General features: G+C 43.1%; 23 protein-coding genes, 1 pseudogene and 1 riboswitch. Of the genes and pseudogenes, 17 read left to right on the plus strand and 7 right to left on the minus strand.

What is annotated here, in order from left to right:
* Positions 1-27: 27 nt before the first annotated feature.
* Positions 28-375, minus strand: a complete 348-nt coding sequence (locus tag KS242_RS04330) for an SdpI family protein (RefSeq protein WP_217323178.1) — start codon at positions 373-375, stop codon at positions 28-30.
* 135 nt (positions 376-510) lie between these two features.
* Here KS242_RS04330 and KS242_RS04335 point away from each other — a divergent pair, with 135 nt between their 5' ends.
* The 7 genes from KS242_RS04335 (at position 511) to KS242_RS04365 (ending at position 6643) form a co-directional block, all read left to right on the plus strand.
* Positions 511-843, plus strand: coding sequence for a PadR family transcriptional regulator (locus tag KS242_RS04335; protein ID WP_217323179.1), 333 nt, complete (start codon positions 511-513; stop codon positions 841-843).
* The gene (locus KS242_RS04340; RefSeq protein ID WP_217323180.1) at positions 843-1373 is read left to right on the plus strand and encodes a DUF2812 domain-containing protein; all 531 of its coding nucleotides are present in this window, start codon (positions 843-845) and stop codon (positions 1371-1373) included. The genes KS242_RS04335 and KS242_RS04340 overlap by 1 nt, the downstream gene beginning before the upstream one ends.
* Positions 1373-2446, plus strand: coding sequence for a site-2 protease family protein (locus KS242_RS04345; protein ID WP_217323181.1), 1074 nt, complete (start codon positions 1373-1375; stop codon positions 2444-2446). Before KS242_RS04340 ends, KS242_RS04345 begins: the two co-directional genes overlap by 1 nt.
* A gap of 169 nt (positions 2447-2615) precedes the next feature.
* Positions 2616-3794, plus strand: coding sequence for a M20 metallopeptidase family protein (locus KS242_RS04350; RefSeq protein WP_371747597.1), 1179 nt, complete (start codon positions 2616-2618; stop codon positions 3792-3794).
* A 152-nt stretch (positions 3795-3946) separates the two neighbouring features.
* Positions 3947-5602 (plus strand): SLC13 family permease, encoded by a 1656-nt coding sequence (locus KS242_RS04355; RefSeq protein WP_217323182.1) that lies wholly within the window; start codon positions 3947-3949, stop codon positions 5600-5602.
* Positions 5603-5655: 53 nt separating this feature from the next.
* Positions 5656-6192 carry a Rossmann-fold NAD(P)-binding domain-containing protein gene (locus KS242_RS04360; protein WP_217323183.1) on the plus strand — a complete coding sequence of 179 codons (537 nt, stop codon included), beginning with the start codon at positions 5656-5658 and terminating at the stop codon, positions 6190-6192.
* Between the two features lie 139 nt (positions 6193-6331).
* Complete coding sequence (locus tag KS242_RS04365) at positions 6332-6643, plus strand: carboxymuconolactone decarboxylase family protein (RefSeq protein WP_217323184.1); 312 nt, start codon at positions 6332-6334, stop codon at positions 6641-6643.
* A gap of 34 nt (positions 6644-6677) precedes the next feature.
* Here KS242_RS04365 and corA read toward each other — a convergent pair whose 3' ends face one another.
* Positions 6678-7634 (minus strand): magnesium/cobalt transporter CorA, encoded by a 957-nt coding sequence (gene corA / locus KS242_RS04370; RefSeq protein ID WP_217323185.1) that lies wholly within the window; start codon positions 7632-7634, stop codon positions 6678-6680.
* A 283-nt stretch (positions 7635-7917) separates the two neighbouring features.
* Between corA and KS242_RS04375 the strand changes: the two genes are divergently transcribed.
* Together KS242_RS04375 and chbG are read left to right on the plus strand one after the other, a co-directional pair.
* A complete protein-coding gene (locus tag KS242_RS04375) occupies positions 7918-8268 on the plus strand; it encodes an IDEAL domain-containing protein (protein WP_217323186.1) in 351 nt (116 codons plus the stop codon).
* Positions 8269-8388: 120 nt separating this feature from the next.
* The gene (chbG, locus tag KS242_RS04380; RefSeq protein ID WP_217323187.1) at positions 8389-9132 is read left to right on the plus strand and encodes a chitin disaccharide deacetylase; all 744 of its coding nucleotides are present in this window, start codon (positions 8389-8391) and stop codon (positions 9130-9132) included.
* On the opposite strand, the gene KS242_RS18290 is transcribed toward chbG, so the two are convergent.
* Together KS242_RS18290 and KS242_RS18040 are read right to left on the minus strand one after the other, a co-directional pair.
* Complete coding sequence (locus tag KS242_RS18290) at positions 9114-9224, minus strand: hypothetical protein (protein WP_371747625.1); 111 nt, start codon at positions 9222-9224, stop codon at positions 9114-9116. The two genes, chbG and KS242_RS18290, sit on opposite strands and share 19 nt — an antisense overlap.
* A complete protein-coding gene (locus tag KS242_RS18040) occupies positions 9209-9349 on the minus strand; it encodes a DUF2164 family protein (protein WP_254391808.1) in 141 nt (46 codons plus the stop codon). Before KS242_RS18040 ends, KS242_RS18290 begins: the two co-directional genes overlap by 16 nt.
* Positions 9350-9437: 88 nt before the next feature.
* Here KS242_RS18040 and KS242_RS04390 point away from each other — a divergent pair, with 88 nt between their 5' ends.
* The 3 genes from KS242_RS04390 to KS242_RS04400 are packed head-to-tail and all read left to right on the plus strand — an operon-like array spanning position 9438 to position 10666.
* A complete protein-coding gene (locus KS242_RS04390; protein WP_217323189.1) occupies positions 9438-9656 on the plus strand; it encodes a YdbC family protein in 219 nt (72 codons plus the stop codon).
* A 1-nt stretch (position 9657) separates the two neighbouring features.
* Positions 9658-10290: a uracil-DNA glycosylase gene (locus tag KS242_RS04395; RefSeq protein WP_217323190.1), complete on the plus strand. Its 633-nt coding sequence runs from the start codon at positions 9658-9660 to the stop codon at positions 10288-10290.
* A 10-nt stretch (positions 10291-10300) separates the two neighbouring features.
* Positions 10301-10666 (plus strand): VOC family protein, encoded by a 366-nt coding sequence (locus tag KS242_RS04400; protein WP_217323191.1) that lies wholly within the window; start codon positions 10301-10303, stop codon positions 10664-10666.
* 12 nt (positions 10667-10678) lie between these two features.
* Here the strand turns inward: KS242_RS04400 and mreBH are convergent, their stop codons facing one another.
* The gene (gene mreBH / locus KS242_RS04405; protein ID WP_217323192.1) at positions 10679-11686 is read right to left on the minus strand and encodes a rod-share determining protein MreBH; all 1008 of its coding nucleotides are present in this window, start codon (positions 11684-11686) and stop codon (positions 10679-10681) included.
* 501 nt (positions 11687-12187) lie between these two features.
* On the opposite strand from mreBH, the gene KS242_RS04410 reads away from it, so the two are divergent.
* The 3 genes from KS242_RS04410 (at position 12188) to KS242_RS04420 (ending at position 15149) form a co-directional block, all read left to right on the plus strand.
* Positions 12188-13147 carry a CAP domain-containing protein gene (locus KS242_RS04410; RefSeq protein ID WP_217323193.1) on the plus strand — a complete coding sequence of 320 codons (960 nt, stop codon included), beginning with the start codon at positions 12188-12190 and terminating at the stop codon, positions 13145-13147.
* Positions 13148-13219: 72 nt separating this feature from the next.
* On the plus strand, positions 13220-13591 hold the full coding sequence (locus KS242_RS04415; protein ID WP_217323194.1) for a DnaJ family domain-containing protein: 372 nt from the start codon (positions 13220-13222) through the stop codon (positions 13589-13591).
* A gap of 12 nt (positions 13592-13603) precedes the next feature.
* Positions 13604-13705: riboswitch (SAM riboswitch) on the plus strand.
* 79 nt (positions 13706-13784) lie between these two features.
* Positions 13785-15149, plus strand: a complete 1365-nt coding sequence (locus KS242_RS04420) for an LLM class flavin-dependent oxidoreductase (RefSeq protein WP_217323195.1) — start codon at positions 13785-13787, stop codon at positions 15147-15149.
* Between the two features lie 19 nt (positions 15150-15168).
* Here KS242_RS04420 and KS242_RS04425 read toward each other — a convergent pair whose 3' ends face one another.
* Positions 15169-16194, minus strand: coding sequence for a S66 family peptidase (locus KS242_RS04425; RefSeq protein WP_217323196.1), 1026 nt, complete (start codon positions 16192-16194; stop codon positions 15169-15171).
* Between the two features lie 219 nt (positions 16195-16413).
* Between KS242_RS04425 and KS242_RS04430 the strand changes: the two genes are divergently transcribed.
* Positions 16414-16752, plus strand: coding sequence for a hypothetical protein (locus KS242_RS04430; RefSeq protein WP_217323197.1), 339 nt, complete (start codon positions 16414-16416; stop codon positions 16750-16752).
* Between the two features lie 45 nt (positions 16753-16797).
* Entirely contained in the window at positions 16798-17619 is an 822-nt protein-coding gene (locus KS242_RS04435) for a YihY/virulence factor BrkB family protein (protein WP_217323198.1), read from the plus strand.
* An 18-nt stretch (positions 17620-17637) separates the two neighbouring features.
* Here the strand turns inward: KS242_RS04435 and KS242_RS04440 are convergent.
* A pseudogene (locus KS242_RS04440) lies at positions 17638-18219 on the minus strand (HAD-IC family P-type ATPase); the annotation flags it as partial.
* Between the last annotated feature and the right edge of the window lie 290 nt (positions 18220-18509).

Consider the following 18509-nt stretch of genomic DNA (forward strand, 5'->3'; position numbering starts at 1 on the left):
AAGCAGAGCAGCGCGCTCTGCTTTTTTCTATGCACGATACGACTCTTTTTCTGCTTCTTTTAACTTTTTCTCCGTTAAAGCAAAGACAGAGCTCCACATACCAATCACCCATAGCAGTTCAAAGAACAAATAATACTCGTTTTTGTAAGGAAAAAAGCGAGTGACAATAACAATCAGGCCTCCAATAAAGCTATTCGCTATCCCGGTAAACAACATGATTTTAGCTGCATATACTTGCGAAATCTCCCACAATACTCGGTTCTTCATTGAACGTTTTGTCCGATAACCAAACACCTTATTTATGTGATCATGTGCAGAAGCTCGAAGCATAAAACTGCCGATTATCGCTCCAATTCCGCAAATTAGAATCAACATACGTGTCACCTCAATTCACATTAAAAAAGGAACACTTATAGTATAAAAAGAATTTATACCCATTGCCAGCAAATTCCATATCCTTTACTATATCCATAAGTGATATATCAAAAACGGATATAAGGGAGAACAGTTATGGCAAAAGGAAAATCCTTAGAGGAATTAACAGACCCTGTTTTCTATATATTAACAGCTCTTGTCGAACCCAGGCACGGGTATGCAATCATGCAAAATGTGGAGGAAGAAACACAAGGGACGTTCAAGATAGGACCGGCGACACTTTATACCATTATTAAGAAACTAGTAGGCGCTGGACTAATTGAAGCAGAACCAGAAAGCGACCCCAGGCGGAAAACATATGCCGCGACAGCTGCCGGTATAACCAAGCTGGAAGAAGAAGTGGAAAGGCGAAAGCGAATGGTCGACTTAGGTATGTCTGTACTGCAGGGAAAAGGGAGGAAGAGTTAATGAGGAAGAAAAAGTATATAACTTCTGGCGGACTAGCTTTTAGTGAAAAACAAGATATGCGCAAGCTTTCCCAGCAGGCAGCGAGGGGCTGGCATCTGCAGGATTTTGCTTTTATGGGTTACCGGCTCGTTCGAGGGGAGCCCAAGCACGTACAATACATGATTGACTATCGGACGCTGGACACAGCGGAAGAGCAAGAGTATATAGGAATGTTTGAAGAATCAGGCTGGACACTCGTTTGCAATTCTTACGGGATGTATATTTTCCAGGCTTCGATAGATACTGCACCAATTTATACCGATACCGATACAAAACAAGATAAATTGAAGCGCGCTAGCTCGTTTATACCGAAGTCAGCATTGATATGGACTGCGCTTACTGTCATAGCATTCTTGATTATGGATCCTGCTGATAGTTGGATGGCTACTATCATATGCACGATACTACTCATACTTGCAATTTGTAGTGTTGCTATGACACTTGCTTTCTACTATCGCACCATTAAGCTAATCCGGAAGGGTGACGATTAATGGTGAGACGACCACTCTTCGGATCTATTTTGGCCGTTTGTCTTCTGGCAGGAGTATATTTCCTTCTTCCTAATCTGCAGGCGGACATTCTCTTATTGATTCAGCTCGGCATGGCGGCTTTTTTGGCAATCGCACTGCACGAATTGGGTCATGTTATCGGCGGTAAGCTGATGGGCATGAATTTTGGGTATTTTGTTGTTGGTCCGTTTTATGTTGAAAAAGGACGAAAGAGAATAAGGGTGCGGGAAAACCGTAGCTGGGGGTTGTTTGGCGGAGTAGCTTTAATGCTGCCTGCTCCAGGCAGGACGGAAGAGAGACACAGAAAAGACTTAGCGATGATGACGATTAGCGGACCAATTATGAGTCTGTTGCTCAGCTTATTAACACTGGCAATCTGGCAGCTTACAACTATTGATTTCTTCAGGACTTGTAGTTTATTTCATGCAGTCATTCTTTTAGCTACTATTCTGCCACTGCCAAACGGTCCGTTTCAAACAGATGGGGTTGCCTGTTATCATTTATTTAGAAAGACAAAAATAGGCATGTACAAGATTCAAACTGCTAGTTTAATGGGCGAAATGTATGGCTCGAAGCGCCCCGCGCATTGGTCCGATTCTATGTATAAGACATGCCGCAAGAAAATGGAGGATGCAGCTGAACTGAAAGATATTTTTATTGAAGCGATGTTTGTGTTCTATGTGGAAGCTGATAAGGAAGGGATAAAGCCAGCGATTGAACGATTGTTTGAGCAATTTGAGATGAAGCCTAATAAACAGCTTTCCGTTTATTACGGACCATTTTTAGAATGGCGAATGCTGGCTGATGTGCTGAATGGTTCTGTGAATGAGAAGAAGCTTCAGCAGTATGCTGCGGGTGTATCAAGCCTCAGTGAGGGGACATACAGCCGAATGCAGGCGATGCTGGTATGTTCAAAGCCTAAAGAAGCAATGATATATACAAAAGATGCGTTTAAAGCATATAAAACATTGGACGGGTTCGGTGTTTTAGAACGGGAATGGACTCGAATGCTTGCAAACAGAATTCGAAAATCAGCTGAACAGGCTGTTTCGTGAAAGGTTTCCTTTTTAGGAAGCCTTTTTTAGTGCAGCTGATATAGAAGAAATTACTGGAAATTTTCTAGGCATCGGTACTCCATCTTTCGTCTCTTGTGCATAGTTCATATGATTAATACAATAAAAATATTCACTCATATAAAATAAATGTTCGAACAGGAGAATTGTAATGAAGATGAAACAGGTTACTTTGGAAGCCACAGACTTACACAAACAGCATCTTATAAATTGGAGAAGACATTTACACGCGAATCCGGAACTTTCATTCCAGGAAGAGCAAACCTCCCAATTTGTCTACGATACGCTAGCTAGTTTCGGCAACCTGGAGTTAAGCCGGCCGACAAAAACAAGTGTGATGGCAAAATTGAAAGGTGCAAAGCAAGGAAAGGTAATTGCATTCCGTGCTGATATGGATGCTTTGCCAATCCAAGAAGAAACAGACCTGTCGTTTGCTTCCACAGTTGATGGCGTTATGCATGCATGCGGTCATGATGCGCATACAGCTATCCTGTTAACAGTGGCGGAGATTTTAAGTGCTAAGCAGGCAGACATAAGCGGGGAAATTCGATTTTTATTTCAGCACGCAGAAGAGCTGCTTCCTGGCGGTGCGAAAGAGATGGTAGAAGCAGGCGTTACCGATGGAGTTGATATGGTATATGGTCTGCATGTTGCATCACAGCTGCCTAGCGGCAAAGTGGGTGTTATTTACGGACCTGCTACGTCCAATTCCGATCAGTTTCATGTGACAGTAAAAGGAAAAGGGGGACATTCCTCGCAGCCTGACAAAACGGTCGATCCGATTGTCATCGGTGCGCAAATTATAAGTAATATGCAGTCGGTTGTTTCTCGCATGACAAGTCCGAATGAAGAACTAGTCGTCTCCATCACTACATTACAGGCGGGAGAGGCAGTAAATGTTATTCCGAATGAAGTGCAGATTGGAGCTTCCATGCGTTCCTTGAAACAGGACGTACGGAATAATGCCATTCAAGCAATTGAGCGGATGGTAAAAGGAATAACCGAAGCAAATGGCGCCAGCTACGATTTTAACGTTATCTATGGATATGATTCTGTTTTCAATGAAGAGGCAGCAACAGCTGTTGCGGAACGCGCTATCCAGCGGCGGCTTGGTGAGGATGCAGTACTTCGAGGCAGTGCGATTATGGGTGGCGAAGACTTTTCATCTTTCACCAACGCTGTTCCAGGCTGCTTTGTATTTGTCGGCGCCAAAGAAGCAGACAATCCAACTCCAGCCCCTCATCATCATCCGCATTTCCGGATAGATGAGGCAGGTATGGAAGATGGCGTTAATCTATTTTTAGGTATTGCCGAGGAGCTTGTTTTTTAAAGCGAAATTAGAGTTACACAAAATTAATTACGATTTGTAGCGAGGAAATCTTCCTCGCTTCTTTTTTTAGCACAAATAGTTGACGAGCAAGCTTAAGTCGAATAGTCTTAAGTTATATTTTTTGTAAGCGTTTTATTTTAAGGAGGGATTGGATGAAAAATAGTATGTCAGCTGTATGGAATGAATTATGGAACGCCCATGACAAAACGAAACAGTTACTTCGATTTGCTGTACCTACCTCAGGAAATGCGGAGCGTGCGCAGGCTTCGGAGCAGTCTGGAACTGCCAAAAAAGCACCTCGATCGTACAAACGTCCCCAATTGATTGGCTTATTGTTAGGTCCGCTGTTTTTCTTCGCTGTTATTTTCTTTTATTATCCAGAAGGATTAAGTTATGAAGGACGTATGGTATTAGCAACAACTTTGTGGGTAGCCACTTGGTGGATTACTGAGGCAATACCAATTCCAGCAACATCCTTGCTGCCGCTCATTTTGCTGCCTCTCACGCAAGGGCTGGATGGGGAGACGGCAGCATCCAGCTATGGAGATCCGATTGTATTTCTGTTTCTAGGCGGATTCTTAATTGCGATGGCGATGGAGAAGTGGGATTTGCATAAGCGGATCGCATTGAATATTATCAGTGTGGTCGGAACAAGTACGTCGCGAATTGTGTTAGGGTTCATGATTGCCACAGCTTTCTTATCCATGTGGGTATCCAACACAGCAGCAGTTATGATGATGCTGCCAATCGGTACTGCTATTATTTATCAAGCAACTCAAGCTGTTAAGGCGAGTAAGCAGGGCATGGGAGCAGACAGCAAGAAATTTGAGAAAACACTCGTATTTGCCATAGGTTATGCAGGAACTATCGGCGGACTTGGTACACTAATCGGGACACCGCCGAATATCATTCTGGCGGCGATGGCGAGCAGTTTGTTTGGTGTCGAAATTTCTTTCGGTGGCTGGATGCTCGTAGCGGTTCCGCTTGTTGTTATCCTGTTATTCTCGGCTTGGATATATCTGACGAAGATAATCTTTCGAATTAATATGAAGGAACTTCCGGGAGGAAAGGATTTAATCCTCCAGGAAAAAAGAAAGTTAGGCAAAATGTCCTTTGAAGAAAAAGCTGTACTCATAATCTTTAGTTTTGCAGCTTTTATGTGGGTAAGTCGTACATTCTTATGGCAAGCTGATGCTGTGTGGGAGATTATTGCGATACCAGGGTTAAGTGATACGATGATTGCCGTGCTTGCAGGTGTGCTGCTTTTCCTTATACCGAGTTTAAGTAAGAAAGGGGAAAGGCTGCTGACTTGGGAAGTGTCGAAAGATCTGCCATGGGGTGTACTGCTTCTGTTCGGAGGCGGCTTGGCAATTGCAGCCGGGTTTACGAGCTCCGGTTTATCCCAATGGATTGGTGATCAGCTTACAGTACTCGAAGGATTTAACATCATCCTTATTATTATCATTTCGACAACACTGGTGCTGTTCCTAACTGAAATCACCTCCAATACAGCAACGGCTACGATGATACTTCCGGTGATGGCTTCCTTGGCATTAGCACTGAACATACATCCTTATGCCATTATGGTGCCAGCGGCAATGGCAGCCAATTGTGCATTCATGCTGCCGGTTGGTACACCTCCTAACGCTATTATCTTTGCTACAGGTAAAATTTCCATTGCTGATATGGTCAAAACGGGCTTTGCTTTGAATATCTTTACACTTCTGCTTCTTATTCTTGGTGTCTTCACATTAGTTGGTCCAATATGGGGACTGGATTTGAGTGTGTATCCTGAATCATGGAAGTAGAATACGAGGAGCCTGCCTACTGCAGGCTCCTTTCTGCTTGAAAGGAGCATTTTATGAGTCACTTTTTAGTAATTGTCGGGACGGGTATGCTGGAGGATGCTGTATTGACTTGGAATCAACAAGGCCATACGGTAACCGTAGTGGCCAGGAAAAAAGAAAAGCTAAAGCGATTAGTAAGCCGGGCGGATTTTCCTAAAAGACTTCACATAGTGCAATCGGACTATCTTCAATTGGAGAAATTTAAGAACCAACTAGCGCAGCTTTCTGCGCCGGATGTGATTGTCAGCTGGATTCATCGCAGCGGCAATGATGCAATTCAATGGCTTTGCAATCATTATAAGGTGTCAGACACTAGAATAGCTTTTTTTCATATTAAAGGGAGCAGTGCGCATAATCCAAAGCAAAACTTCATTCCGCCATATTCGAATTCTATCATCTATCATGAAGTGATTCTCGGATTTCAGCTGGATAGCGGTGTTTCCAGGTGGCTCACGAACACCGAAATAGCCGCGGGTGTTGTGCATGCAGCAGAACAAAAGCCGCCCCAATATGTTGTCGGTACCGTTGAACCATGGGATAAACGCCCCTGATTATAAAAGTAGATGACATGGAAAAAAGTTTAATTTTTTCCTTTTTACAGTTCACATAAAGTGTATTATTCCGATAATAAACATGTGCAACTAGTAAAATAGTTCTAGTCTTGCTCAATGATTGAGCGGAGGGTTACCCATGAAGGAAGCGAAAGATCAAGGTTGGGCGTTAGTGGCCAAGCTGATGAAGGAAGAGGAGAATCTCGTCGCGGAAAGCGGACAGTCAGAATACAGGGGACTTAATGGCAGATTTCTATCTTTGCTGAATATCGCTGTATTTCTTACAAATGGAGATGAGCGGTCGCTTCGTCAGCAATTTGAAGCTGCTCTTCTATCCGGTATTTCTGTTCATGAGATTATGGAGACAATCCAACATTGTGCATTATTAAATGGGTTTCCGCCTTCGCTAAAAGCTATGTCACTGCTTAAAGAAGTAGTAGACGACCAATGAAAAATGCGTGCAGATCAAGTCTGCACGCATTTTGTCATTTAAAGATATTGAACCAGCCTTTTCGTTTGAAGCGCCATAGCATAACAAGCGCAATGACACCCATCAGAAACATTGCAGCTGGATAACCATATTCCCAGCGCAGTTCCGGCATATTCGTAAAGTTCATGCCGTACACACCTGCTATGAACGTAAGCGGAATAAAAATCGTGGATACAATTGTCAAAGTCATCATAATCGAATTCATCCGATTTGAATTGATCGACTCGTAGCTGTCTCGCATATCAGATGTGAGCTCGCGGTTGGAATCAACAATTTCAGTCAGCTTTAATAAATGATCGTAAATATCATTAAAATAGGCTTTCTGCTTTTGCACAAAATCAAATTTCTGAATGCCTAGTAAACGGTAAATCAAATCCCGCATCGGTGCAATCGTACGCCTTGCCCGCAGCAAATCACTGCGTATATCAAATACTTCATTAATCACTGTTTGCGGTGATTTGTGACTCTCCTCGTCTTCAATTTCATTCAATCGATCCTCCATTTTGTATAAAGGAGGGAAATAGTCATCTACCAATTTATCAATAAGATGGTAAACAATTTTAGAAGGGCTATGTTCAGCTGCACCTTCCTCCATCACGCGCTTCCAGACATGATCTGCTGCCATTGATTCCGTCAAATGAAAGGTAACGATATAACGGTCAGAATGAAAGATATCCAACTCATCTGAAACGAAAGTGTCGTGATTCAGCTCGTGGAGGACAAGGAACTGATAGCCGTCGTATTCATCAAGTTTCGGCCGCTGCAAAAAATGAAAACAATCCTCAATTGCCAAAGGGTGAAAATGAAAGACTTCGCTAAGCTTCTTTGATTCAGCCTCTGTCGGCATGCTGAAATCCACCCAATACCAGATAATTTCCGGGCTGTTCAATTCCTGGAACGGCAGGTCGGTACGTATTTTGTTGTCACGTGTTATCGCTATGCTGCGTATCATGGTACAACCTCCTGCAATATGTAGCCACATTATATCGCATTCAACTGCAGAGAGAAAACGATTCGCAGCAGCAAGATTAACAAAACGTCATACGGGGTATAAAATGAATAGACAGGTAAGCATTATAACTGTTATTAAGGCAGCAATAGACCTTTTGTCTGAATATTTTAAAATTTATCATGCGAAAGTATTGCGCTTTTGGAGTGAATCTTTTATAGTATTCTTCAACCTACAACAATCACCATTGCTTAGCCAGCCGGTTAAGCTGAAGGAGGACAATGATATGTCTGATAATCAAAGTTTTGTAACTGTTGGTGACTGGGTAACTGGACATTCGATAAATGATGAATTATTTACTGGTTTCGTAGAAGCAGTAAATGCAAAATTAAATACCGTAAAAGTATATGTAACAGAAAGTGATCATAAAAATACAATCGGGAAAACGATTGAGACGTTCCAAAGTAAAATCAAATTCTTCCCGCCAGTGGAGGAACAGAGCCGTGCGCATCTGTTGAACTTAATTGACCTTTCCTTGATGTCTGGTGATAAGGATTGGTTCCTGCACTTGACGGAGGATTTGAAAGTGCTGGATGAGTTGGAAGCAGCGTCTGATTCACAATATATTCCACATTAAGAAGATCGAGCAGAAATTGCTCGGTCTTTATTTTTTATTGCAGGATTGGTAAAGGAGTTTCTCTTGGTTGTGGAGAAATAGTGCATAACACTTTCGCTGTTCCAAGAGGAGGCAATACGAATGAAAAAACTGATTATCAACGCCGATGATTTTGGGTATTCGCGCGCAGTCAATTATGGAATTATCGATTGCCTGGAAGATGGCGTTTTAACATCGGCTACGATGATGCCGAATATGCCAGGTGCTGAGCATGCTGCTGTTCTAGCAAAAGCGCATAAGCAGTTAGGTGTAGGTATCCACTTAGTGCTTACATGCGGTAAGCCGCTTCTCCCAACGCATAACACGATTGTAGATAGTCATGGTTTGTTTCGGAACTTAGCCTTTTATCAAGGCTCGTATACGATTGATGCTGATGAAGTAGAAGCAGAATGGGAGGCGCAAATCGAGCGTTTTCTATCTTTCGGTTTAACTCCTACGCATTTGGATAGCCATCATCATATTAATACGTATAACGGCATCAACAAGGTGTTCTTGCGGCTGGCTAAGAAATATGATCTGCCAGTTCGCCATAATATGCAGCTTCCTTCGGGACAGATAGCGACTGATAAATTTGAGCCGTCTCTCGAAAAAGCATTGGCAAATGAAGAAGCGCTGCTTGCGATCTTCGGAGATGCCGAGACCTTGGAAGTCATGTCCCATCCTGGCTATTTAGATAAAGCAATTTATACTGGATCTGCTTATAACTACGCGCGGCTAGATGAAGTGGAACTGCTCACATCTAAGCGAGTCATCGATTGGCTTACGCATAGTCAGGAAGTAGAACTTGTATCGTTTGCCCATGTGGGTCACCGTTCGCGCACTTGAATCCCAAACAGATCTTCTATCTTTTCATTCATAAACTGATAAGATGCTTCAATTCCGGCATTATAAAAGATAGGTGCTAGTTCTTCCAGGATGAAGTCGAGCGCAGCCCTGCGGCCAGGTCGCCTAGCTGCTCGTCTTTTTCTTGTTCGAAATAAGTCTTTAGTGATTGCAGCATATCGTTTCGCTGCACGTCGTTTAGTTGAATTGGCTGTTGCATAGTATATCCCTCCATAAAGCTCTGTTTTCGTTTTATTATAGCAAAAAGTTCTGCTAGACTTTAGAAAAGGGAAAAGGTGGGAGTGCAAATGGCGGAATTGTCATATGAAATTGTTAAAGAACTAGGCGTACTTTCGGTATCTCCGAAAGGCTGGCAGAAGGAACTTAACATGATCAGCTGGAATGGACGGGAACCGAAATATGACATTCGGGATTGGGCGCCGAACCATGAGAAGATGGGTAAAGGTGTAACGTTATCAGTCGAAGAAGCTAATGAACTGCGTAAGCTGCTCTTGGAGCAAAAATAGCATGCTTCCAGAAGCATTAGTGCAGCTGGCAAAAGAAAGAATGGCTCCTTATCCGTGCGAAGGTTTTCTGCCAGGCAGAGGACCGAAACATCCCGTGTTGTTTTTTGTCGGAGAAGCACCAGGTGAGACGGAAATACATACGCACGTACCGTTCAGCGGCAGAGCCGGTAAGGAACTGGATTTATTTCTCGAGCGAGCCGGAGTTAAAAGAGATGAAATATTTATTTCCAGCTCTGTCCGAAGCAGACCTTATCAGTACAAGACGAAGCAGATTCGCGGAGAAACGATTACGAAGAAATACAACCGAACGCCAACAAAAGCTGAAGTTTTAGCTCATGCTCCTGTATTGGATTATGAAATTGCCCAAGCTGAACCAGAAATGCTTATAACGCTAGGCAGAATTGGCTGGGAGCGGTTAACTGGCTCCAAGGAGAAAATCACACATGTTGCTGGAAAAATTATTGAACAGCCGATTCAGCAGTTAAAAAGTTTGGAGGATAATGCGTTTATCTTTTCTGAGAAAATGTATCGTATCTTCCCGACTTACCATCCAGCGTCCGTCTTTTACAATCCGGGACTGCGGCCGGTCATTGAAGAACATGCCTATACAATACGTGAACTCTTAAATCGATAGGAGCGGGAACATGATAAAAGGAAAAGTGATTGGTTTTGAACTAAATAGCCAAGAACCGGAAAAAGCAGTCAGCTTTTATTCCAACGTCTTTGGCTGGGAGGTCATGGAACCGAATTGGGGTTATCATGATGTAACAACAGATGGACCAATTAATGGGGGAATTAGTAAGGGACCGCATGATTTTCCCCATGGAACACGTATACAGATTCAAGTAGAGAATCTGGATCAGGCGATAGAGGATGCTAAGGCAGAGGGAGCAGTTGTTGTTCGTGAAAAAATGGACTTTGAGCGATTCTATCTTGCTTATTTAATCGACCCAGTTGGCGTTGGTATTGGGTTGGTAGAATACAAAGAAACAGGCGTATCAGCTGACTGATACGCCTGTTGTTTATTTGGCTGCTTTTTGCAGTTTCGTAATCATTTGCAAGGCACGGCCTGTACCGATTGCAACAGATTCTAAAGGATTAGGTGCTAGGTGAACAGGGACAGAGATCTCAGAAGCCAGCCATTGCTGCATGCCTTTTAGCAGTGCGCCGCCGCCTGTTAAAATAACACCATGGTCTACGATGTCGCCGCTTAACTCTGGCGGGCAGTCTTCTAGGGTCATGCGGATTGTCTCAAGAATCTGTTCTAATGATTCTTTTAGTGCCACTTGCACTTCTTTGGAGGAGATTTGAATTGTCTTCGGCAAACCGGTCACCATATCACGACCGCGAACATCCATTGTCATCTCATCATGATCGATTAAAGCAAAGCCAATTTCCATTTTAATCTGCTCTGCAGTTCTTTCACCGATTAGGATATTGTACTGCTTGCGGATATACTGCACAATTTCTTCATCCATTGAATCTCCGCCGATACGGACAGAACGACAGGAAACAACGCCGCCGAATGAAATAATGCCAACTTCGCTTGTTCCGCCGCCAATATCCACAATCACATTCGCAACTGGCTCATCAACGGGCAGATCAGCGCCGATTGCTGCTGCAATCGGTTCTTCAATCAAGTGGACATTTTTCGCGCCATAAGATTTAACTGCATTATGGATAGCGCGTCTTTCAACAGAAGTACTGCCAGACGGTGTGCAGACAACAATGGTTGGTTTGCGAAGGGAAGACCCCATCACTTTGCTTACTTTTTTAAGTATTTCTTTCAGTAATTGAGCGGTAACATCATAATCAGCAATTACACCATCTTTTAATGGACGGATTGGAACAATATTTTGCGGTGTCTTTCCGACCATTTCCTTCGCTTCTGCACCTACAGCAACGACATTCTTCGTTTCTAAGTCAATTGCCACAACAGATGGCTCATTCAATACAATTCCTTTTTGTTTCGTATATACAAGAATATTTGCGGTACCAAGGTCTATTCCGATTTCGGGGTTAGCGAACATTGTATTTCCTCCAATAATGACATATTTCTACTATATTCATTCTCTAAAGACTGAAGCTTTGTGGGGGTGTGTCGATGAAAGAGCTAAAAAGCTGCTACGATTCAACATATTTCATTCTATCACCTGGTATAAAAGCATTAAAGAGATACCTTTATCCTAATTTGGCAGATAAAACTAATAGACTTAGGAGAAAAGGATTATAAGGAAGGAATAAAAGAAAGTCAATTTACAGGTAGATTACAAATAATGAGGGATTGTTACAGAAACTAGGAATAAAAAAGTCTGTCAATCACTATTTTCATCCAAAAACTAGCATACAAGATTGATTTTGCTAGTTTCTTCATCTGTTAATCGGGTAGTATTCCGCATAAAGTCTGGCTTCGTATGTTTTAGACCAGAGGAACGGCACTGTTGGTAATTCTAGGCTGAAATATTACACAAAAACCTATGCTATGATGTTGCTGCAACAAGAAAAACACATCCTTGAAAGGAGCAACATACATGTTTAAGAAAGTACTCGTAACAACATTATCTACAGCTATCCTAGCCGGAGGTGCTTTGGCAGGAACAGCAGATGCTGCTTCAGCTCACCCAGTAAAAGCAGAGGCACAAGTGCATGTCGTAAAAGGATCTTTCTCTTCTATTGAAGATTTAAATACCTTGGTGAATAACTACCTATCACCTTATAAAATTCAAGTTAATCTTAATAGCTTGCTAGCAGGTTATGGTATACAGCAGCTAGAACAAGCACAAACTCCAGCACAAGAAACAACGGAGCAGAAACAAGTACAAACTCCAGCAACAGAGCAAACAGGAGTAAAAGCTCCAGCACAAGAAGCACCTAAGCAAGAAGAAGTACAAACACCAGCACAGGAAGCACCTAAGCAGGAAGAAACAAAAACTCCAGCACAACAAGCACCTGAGGCAGAAGAAGTAACAGCTCCAGCAGCACCGAAGCAAGAAGAAGCAGCTGTACCACAAAAAGAAGAGCAAGCAACAGAAGAGCAAGCACAGGCTCCAGCTCAAAAGCAGCAACCTGCAGCTGACAACAAGCAAACAGAAGAAAAGCAAGCAGCAGAAGGCCTAAGTGCTTTTGAACAACAAGTAGTAGAACTAACAAACCAAGAGCGTGCAAAGAATGGTCTTAGTCCTTTAAAAGCAGATGTTGAACTAAGCAAAGTAGCACGTGCAAAATCACAGGACATGGCTGACAATGGTTACTTTGACCACAACAGCCCAACTTACGGTTCTCCGTTTGACATGATGAAATCTTTCGGTATCTCTTATAAAACTGCAGGTGAAAACATCGCCCAAGGTCAAAAGACACCAGAAGAAGTAGTACAAGCATGGATGAACAGCCAAGGTCACCGCGAAAACATTATGAACCCTGATTACACAAACATCGGAGTCGGATATGTCGAAAACGGTAACTACTGGACACAGCAATTTATTGGCAAATAATTCTGATTACTATATAATGAAAAGCAGCCGTAGTTATTGCGGCTGCTTTTCTTGTATGTAGGAGGGGAAATCATGGATCTGATATCCTTGCTTGCAGAAGAAAAAATCAAGCAAGCAGAAGCCAATGGTGAATTTCGCAACCTGCCTGGCGCGGGTAAACCATTGGAATTAGAGGATTTGTCTGGGGTGCCGGAAGATATGCGGATGAGCTATAAAATCTTGAAAAACGCAGGATATATCCCGCCAGAGATGCAGCTGCAAAAAGAGATTATGAGCATGCGTGATCTGCTTCGATCTTGCATCGATGACGGGGAACGAGCAGCTTATCGAAAAAGGATCAGCGAGAAGGAAATCCAATATGAAGCGCTGCTTGAGAAGCTTCGTCAGCACGCACCAGGTGCCCTCAGGCAATACCAAGACCAAATAGAACATAAACTAACCTAATTATATGGTACTTTCTTATCATGAGAGGTGGAGGGACTGGCCCTTTGAAGCTTCGGCAGCAGGCAGTAATGCACTGTGCCAATTCCAGCAGACGATATGTCTGGCAGATAAGAGGAGCGATTTACCTTGGATAAGGAGCCTCTTCTGTTAAGCAGAAGAGGCTTTTTTACATAGAAAAGAGGAGCTGAACAAAATGCGTAAACAAATCATTCTGCAAGCTTTTGATATGACAGCCGCCATGCATAATGCGCATGGTCTATGGAAACACCCGGAAAGCAGAAGGCACCGCGAGTATAAATCGCTCGACTATTGGATTGAGCTAGCGCGGCTTTTAGAGAAAGGGAAGTTTGATGCGGTGTTTTTTGCCGATGTTCTAGGGGTTTATGATGTGTATGGAGGAGATGAGGCAGCAGCCTTGCGCGATGGTGTGCAAGTGCCGCTCAATGATCCAGCTTTTGTCATACCGGCAATGGCTGCCGTAACAAAGCACTTGTCTTTCGCTGTTACGGTAAGCACTTCGTATGAACAGCCGTTCCATAATGCCCGTAAGTTTTCGACACTTGATCATTTGACCAACGGACGTATTGCATGGAATATTGTTACGTCGTATTTACCGAATGCAGCCCAAAATTTTGGCTTGGAAAAAATGGTCAAGCACGATGAACGTTATCAAATTGCCGATGAATTTTTAGAGGTTTCTTATAAGCTGCTTGAAGATAGCTGGGAGGAGGATGCTGTCATTGCAGACCCGGAAAGCGGTGTGCTTGTTGATGCTGCAAAAGTCCATCGCATCAAGCATAAAGGCAGTTATTTCTCCGTGGAAGGACCGCATGTGAGTGAGCCTTCTCCGCAGCGAACGCCAGTGCTTTACCAAGCTGGCACTTCAGAGAAGGGCAGGGATTTTGCTGCAAAACATGCGGAATGTGTTTTTGTAGGGGGACCGACACCGGAAAAAATTAAGTATTATATAGAGGATATTAAGTCGCGGGCAGAAGCTTACGGCAGAAGGAAGGACGAGATTAAAGCATTCACCTTCCTGCAGGTCGTAGTAGCTGAAACGGAAGAAAAAGCTTACAGCAAGTATGAGGAAATAAAAAAATACTGGAGTGCCGATGCAGCTAAGGCGCAATATGGCGGTTCAACGGGGTATGATCTGGCTGCTTATGAGAATGAAGAAGATTTATTCACATATAAGCATACTGAACAAGGACAATCTCGAGCGGCATATCTGACAAAAGACGCTGCACGACCATTTACGGTTAAAGAGATTCAGGAAAAATTCAGTAAACCTGCTGAGATGGACATTTTTGTCGGCAGTCCGGAACAAGTAGCAGATCAAATAGAAGAATTCTTTGTTCGCAGCGGAGTAGATGGATTCAACCTGACACATTATATTACACCAAAAGATTTGCAAGATTTTGTCGAGTTAGTTGTTCCAATTCTGCAGGAGCGCGGGTTATATAAAAAAGCGTACAAAGAGGGTACTTTTCGAGAGAAACTATACAACCACCCGTACCTCCAGTCTGGACACCCAGCAAAACAAAGGAAGAGGAGCTGATAGTCAGCCCCTCTTTTTTCTATTCCAGATAAGTCAATGTGCCGCTGCCGTCTTGGTAAGAGATGGTGGCCAGCGCACCATTGATCATTGTCAGCTGGGGCGGCATATGGCCAATATCGGCATCATAAATAATAGGTAGTTCAAGTTCGGCTGCAAATTCATGAATCATTTGTTCAATTGTATAGTCTTCCGTAGAGGTGCTTCTGGCAGGTCGTCCGAATATAGCACCGCTTGCCCCCTCAAACCAGCCTAATTCTCGTAAATGCCAAAGATTTCGATAAACTTCAGCTGTCCCCCAGTCGCCCCATTCCAAATAAACAATGGTGTTCTCTGTAAAACCATTCCGCCATTTTTCAATTGGTGCATATTGCGTCCCGGCAATGGCGGTTAATGTATTCAAACATCCGCCAATCAACCGGCCGGTAAAGGACACGGAATTACCAGTTGTGGATTTCCATTCTGTTTTGCTGTCCAAATCAAAGCCCGACGCGTCATCTTGTTCAAAAAGAGCATCCCAGGAAGATTGATAAAGAGAAGATGAATGCTGAACGAAATTTTCGCGAGATGGAGCAGACAGCAAGTTATGCCACTGCTTTGTTGTCTGATCGAGCTTGTCCATATGTAAGTCGAAAAAGTTAGTAGCGTGGGCGCTGGCGATATTGGTTTGGAGTGTATAGCTGCAAAGCAATGTGCTTGTATCAGAATAGCCGATGAGCCAAGTTGGCTTGCTTTTAGCTAGCTTCTCCCAATCAAGCTTTGGTAATACTTGTACAAGCAATTCTCCGCCCCAAGGCGGCATCACAGCATCGATAGCAGGATCTGTCATAAAGCGCATTAGTTCTTTTGCGCGGATCTCAGCCGGGCAGCTTCGTGCGGCTTTTTGAGTCCAGACAGTTTCTCCGATAATGACATGGTTACAAACTTGCTCCAGCTGCTTTTTAGCTTTATGTACGCGCATATGAAGGTGTTCGGGTACGCCGCTGGATGGAGCGGTCACGGCGAAAGTAGAGGTGGCTGTTAAAGCTGCCGGAAACGTTATTGTCATTACTATCATTCCTTTCTTTTCCATATTATAGCATGGAAGATTGACTGTTTGAACTTAGGTTTCCGAGGGAAAGGGATAGCAGGCATTCGAATTTATCTGTTTTGATAAAATGAAGGGTTTGCGTGCATCATAAATATGTTGTTTATTGTACGCATGCGCGAGCTAGGCGGGCGGCGCTGTTAGCAATAAAACAACAGATACAGGAAGGGAGCCGGTTTGATGAAAAGTAAATTTACGTTAGGTTTAACGATAGGTGCTACAGTCGGCGGCTTGATTTCGTTATATGATGCACAAACGAGGCACCATGTGCGAGGCAGCATGATGCGTGTCGGATCTGAGACGATGTTCTACCTTCGCAACCCCGGTGTATTTGTGGATGATGTGAAAACTTCTTATGCAAAAGTTGCGACCAGTTTGTCCACAACAGCAGACAAAGGGTTAAGAGGCGTAGAAGAAGTGCAGCATGCTTTGCAGAAGGTAAGTAAGCTGGACGACCAGCTGGAACTGCCGGCAGGAAATCAAACAAAGCAGCTGGCAGGTGCAGCATCAGCTAGATAAAGACAAAGCGTGTGTCTACTTGAGAGAGAAGAAGGAGGAGAAGACATGGGGAGTTTTCTTAAACAGCTTGGGCAGCGGGTCGGAAACGATGAAGTGACCGGTTTGTCTGCCCAGCTGGCTTATTTTTTACTGCTATCACTATTTCCATTTATTATCTTCCTTGTATCCCTGATTGCATTTTTGCCAATCAGTCAGGAAGATATTATGAACACTGTATCATCATTTGCGCCAGACTCAACGATGCAGTTGCTGGAGGAGAATATATCCAGTATAGTCAGTAATCACAATGGCGGATTATTATCCATTGGTATTTTGGCAACTCTGTGGTCAGCTTCTAACGGTGTCAATGCCATTATTCGTGCATTAAACAAGGCTTACAATGTAGATGAGGAACGCTCATTTATTGTTGCCAGAGCTGTAGCTGTTGTTTTAACGATTGCGATGGTTCTTGTTATAGCAGTAGCATTTCTATTGCCGATTTTCGGAAAATCAATCGGTCTTTATATTTTTTCCATTTTTGGATTGGATGAAGGCTTTCTTACTGTTTGGGGAGCTTTACGCTGGGTTATCTCATTAATCATATTCTTCATTGTACTGCTTGCACTTTATGTGCTGGCGCCAAGTAAGAAGATTTCTATTAAAGAATCAATGGCAGGAGCTGCTTTTGCTGCCGTCTTCTGGATGATCGCATCCTGGTTATTCTCGTTTTATGTAAATAACTTCGGTAACTATTCAGCTACGTACGGATCACTTGGTGCAGTCATCGTTCTGATGATTTGGTTCTACTTATCGGGCATAATTATTATTACCGGCGGCGAAATTAACGCTATGCTGGATGAAAGAAAAAAAGGCAAGAAGGCTTCCTAATGAGAAAGCCTTCTTTTTTTATCGCAATAATCGTAATCCGTTTAAAATAACAAGGATTGTACTGCCTTCGTGTCCTATCACGCCAAGCGGTAAGTCGAGAGATTGACTGCCGTTCGCTAGGATGAGCAGCACAATCACTGCAACGGAAAAGACAATATTTTGTTTATTAGCTCGGTGCATTCTTCGAGATAATTCCGAAGCACCTGTAAATTTACCTAAGTCATTTTTAATTATCACCATATCCGCCCTTTCCAGTGCAGCATCTGTTCCATTCCCCATGGCAATTCCAATTTGAGCAGTGGCAAGTGCAGGGGCATCGTTAATGCCATCGCCAACCATGGCGATTGTCCCGTAACGGCTTTCCAATTCTTTAATAGCGGCAGCTTTTTCTTCTGGCATGCAGTTTGAACGGTATGTTGTAATACCAGCTTCCTTAGCTATTGCTTGTGCTGTTTGTGCATTATCACCTGTAAGCATGATGGTAGCGATCCCTTGCTTGGATAACGCGCGGATGGCAGCTTCTGCTTCTGGACGAATTGTATCTTGCAGTGCGAACACGGTGGCTACTGCTTCTTCATTCTCCACATATACAAGGGATTTCCCCCGGCAAGTTTTCTCGACCTTTCCGCAAAATAGTCTTCAATTGCATGATGCATAAAAGAAGCACTGCCAAGACGAAATAATCGGCGGAATGAGAAAAAGCAGCAAAACGAGAAGCAAATGTGAGTATCTAACTAAAATCAATTTAAAAAAGAAGCTATTCTAATCAGAAGTGAAACAGATGATGAAAAAAAGTGAAACAGTTAAGAATAATGTTGAAATAGTGGTAATTACCTGTTATCTTTTAAAATATATTCAAATATAACAAGAGGAGAGTGTATTGTCATTTT

The sequence above is a fragment of the Terribacillus sp. DMT04 genome (assembly GCF_019056395.1).
Taxonomy (GTDB): Bacteria; Bacillota; Bacilli; order Bacillales; family Amphibacillaceae; genus Terribacillus; species Terribacillus aidingensis_A.

Excerpts from the sequence above, each read along its gene's own strand:
- KS242_RS04330 (WP_217323178.1), bottom strand. The coding sequence starts at position 375 with ATGTTGATTCTAATTTGCGGAATTGGAGCGATAATCGGCAGTTTTATG.
- KS242_RS04335 (WP_217323179.1), top strand. The coding sequence starts at position 511 with ATGGCAAAAGGAAAATCCTTAGAGGAATTAACAGACCCTGTTTTCTAT.
- KS242_RS04340 (WP_217323180.1), top strand. The coding sequence starts at position 843 with ATGAGGAAGAAAAAGTATATAACTTCTGGCGGACTAGCTTTTAGTGAA.
- KS242_RS04345 (WP_217323181.1), top strand. The coding sequence starts at position 1,373 with ATGGTGAGACGACCACTCTTCGGATCTATTTTGGCCGTTTGTCTTCTG.
- KS242_RS04350 (WP_371747597.1), top strand. The coding sequence starts at position 2,616 with ATGAAGATGAAACAGGTTACTTTGGAAGCCACAGACTTACACAAACAG.
- KS242_RS04355 (WP_217323182.1), top strand. The coding sequence starts at position 3,947 with ATGAAAAATAGTATGTCAGCTGTATGGAATGAATTATGGAACGCCCAT.
- KS242_RS04360 (WP_217323183.1), top strand. The coding sequence starts at position 5,656 with ATGAGTCACTTTTTAGTAATTGTCGGGACGGGTATGCTGGAGGATGCT.
- KS242_RS04365 (WP_217323184.1), top strand. The coding sequence starts at position 6,332 with ATGAAGGAAGCGAAAGATCAAGGTTGGGCGTTAGTGGCCAAGCTGATG.
- corA (WP_217323185.1), bottom strand. The coding sequence starts at position 7,634 with ATGATACGCAGCATAGCGATAACACGTGACAACAAAATACGTACCGAC.
- KS242_RS04375 (WP_217323186.1), top strand. The coding sequence starts at position 7,918 with ATGTCTGATAATCAAAGTTTTGTAACTGTTGGTGACTGGGTAACTGGA.
- chbG (WP_217323187.1), top strand. The coding sequence starts at position 8,389 with ATGAAAAAACTGATTATCAACGCCGATGATTTTGGGTATTCGCGCGCA.
- KS242_RS18040 (WP_254391808.1), bottom strand. The coding sequence starts at position 9,349 with ATGCAACAGCCAATTCAACTAAACGACGTGCAGCGAAACGATATGCTG.
- KS242_RS04390 (WP_217323189.1), top strand. The coding sequence starts at position 9,438 with ATGGCGGAATTGTCATATGAAATTGTTAAAGAACTAGGCGTACTTTCG.
- KS242_RS04395 (WP_217323190.1), top strand. The coding sequence starts at position 9,658 with ATGCTTCCAGAAGCATTAGTGCAGCTGGCAAAAGAAAGAATGGCTCCT.
- KS242_RS04400 (WP_217323191.1), top strand. The coding sequence starts at position 10,301 with ATGATAAAAGGAAAAGTGATTGGTTTTGAACTAAATAGCCAAGAACCG.
- mreBH (WP_217323192.1), bottom strand. The coding sequence starts at position 11,686 with ATGTTCGCTAACCCCGAAATCGGAATAGACCTTGGTACCGCAAATATT.
- KS242_RS04410 (WP_217323193.1), top strand. The coding sequence starts at position 12,188 with ATGTTTAAGAAAGTACTCGTAACAACATTATCTACAGCTATCCTAGCC.
- KS242_RS04415 (WP_217323194.1), top strand. The coding sequence starts at position 13,220 with ATGGATCTGATATCCTTGCTTGCAGAAGAAAAAATCAAGCAAGCAGAA.
- KS242_RS04420 (WP_217323195.1), top strand. The coding sequence starts at position 13,785 with ATGCGTAAACAAATCATTCTGCAAGCTTTTGATATGACAGCCGCCATG.
- KS242_RS04425 (WP_217323196.1), bottom strand. The coding sequence starts at position 16,194 with ATGACAATAACGTTTCCGGCAGCTTTAACAGCCACCTCTACTTTCGCC.
- KS242_RS04430 (WP_217323197.1), top strand. The coding sequence starts at position 16,414 with ATGAAAAGTAAATTTACGTTAGGTTTAACGATAGGTGCTACAGTCGGC.
- KS242_RS04435 (WP_217323198.1), top strand. The coding sequence starts at position 16,798 with ATGGGGAGTTTTCTTAAACAGCTTGGGCAGCGGGTCGGAAACGATGAA.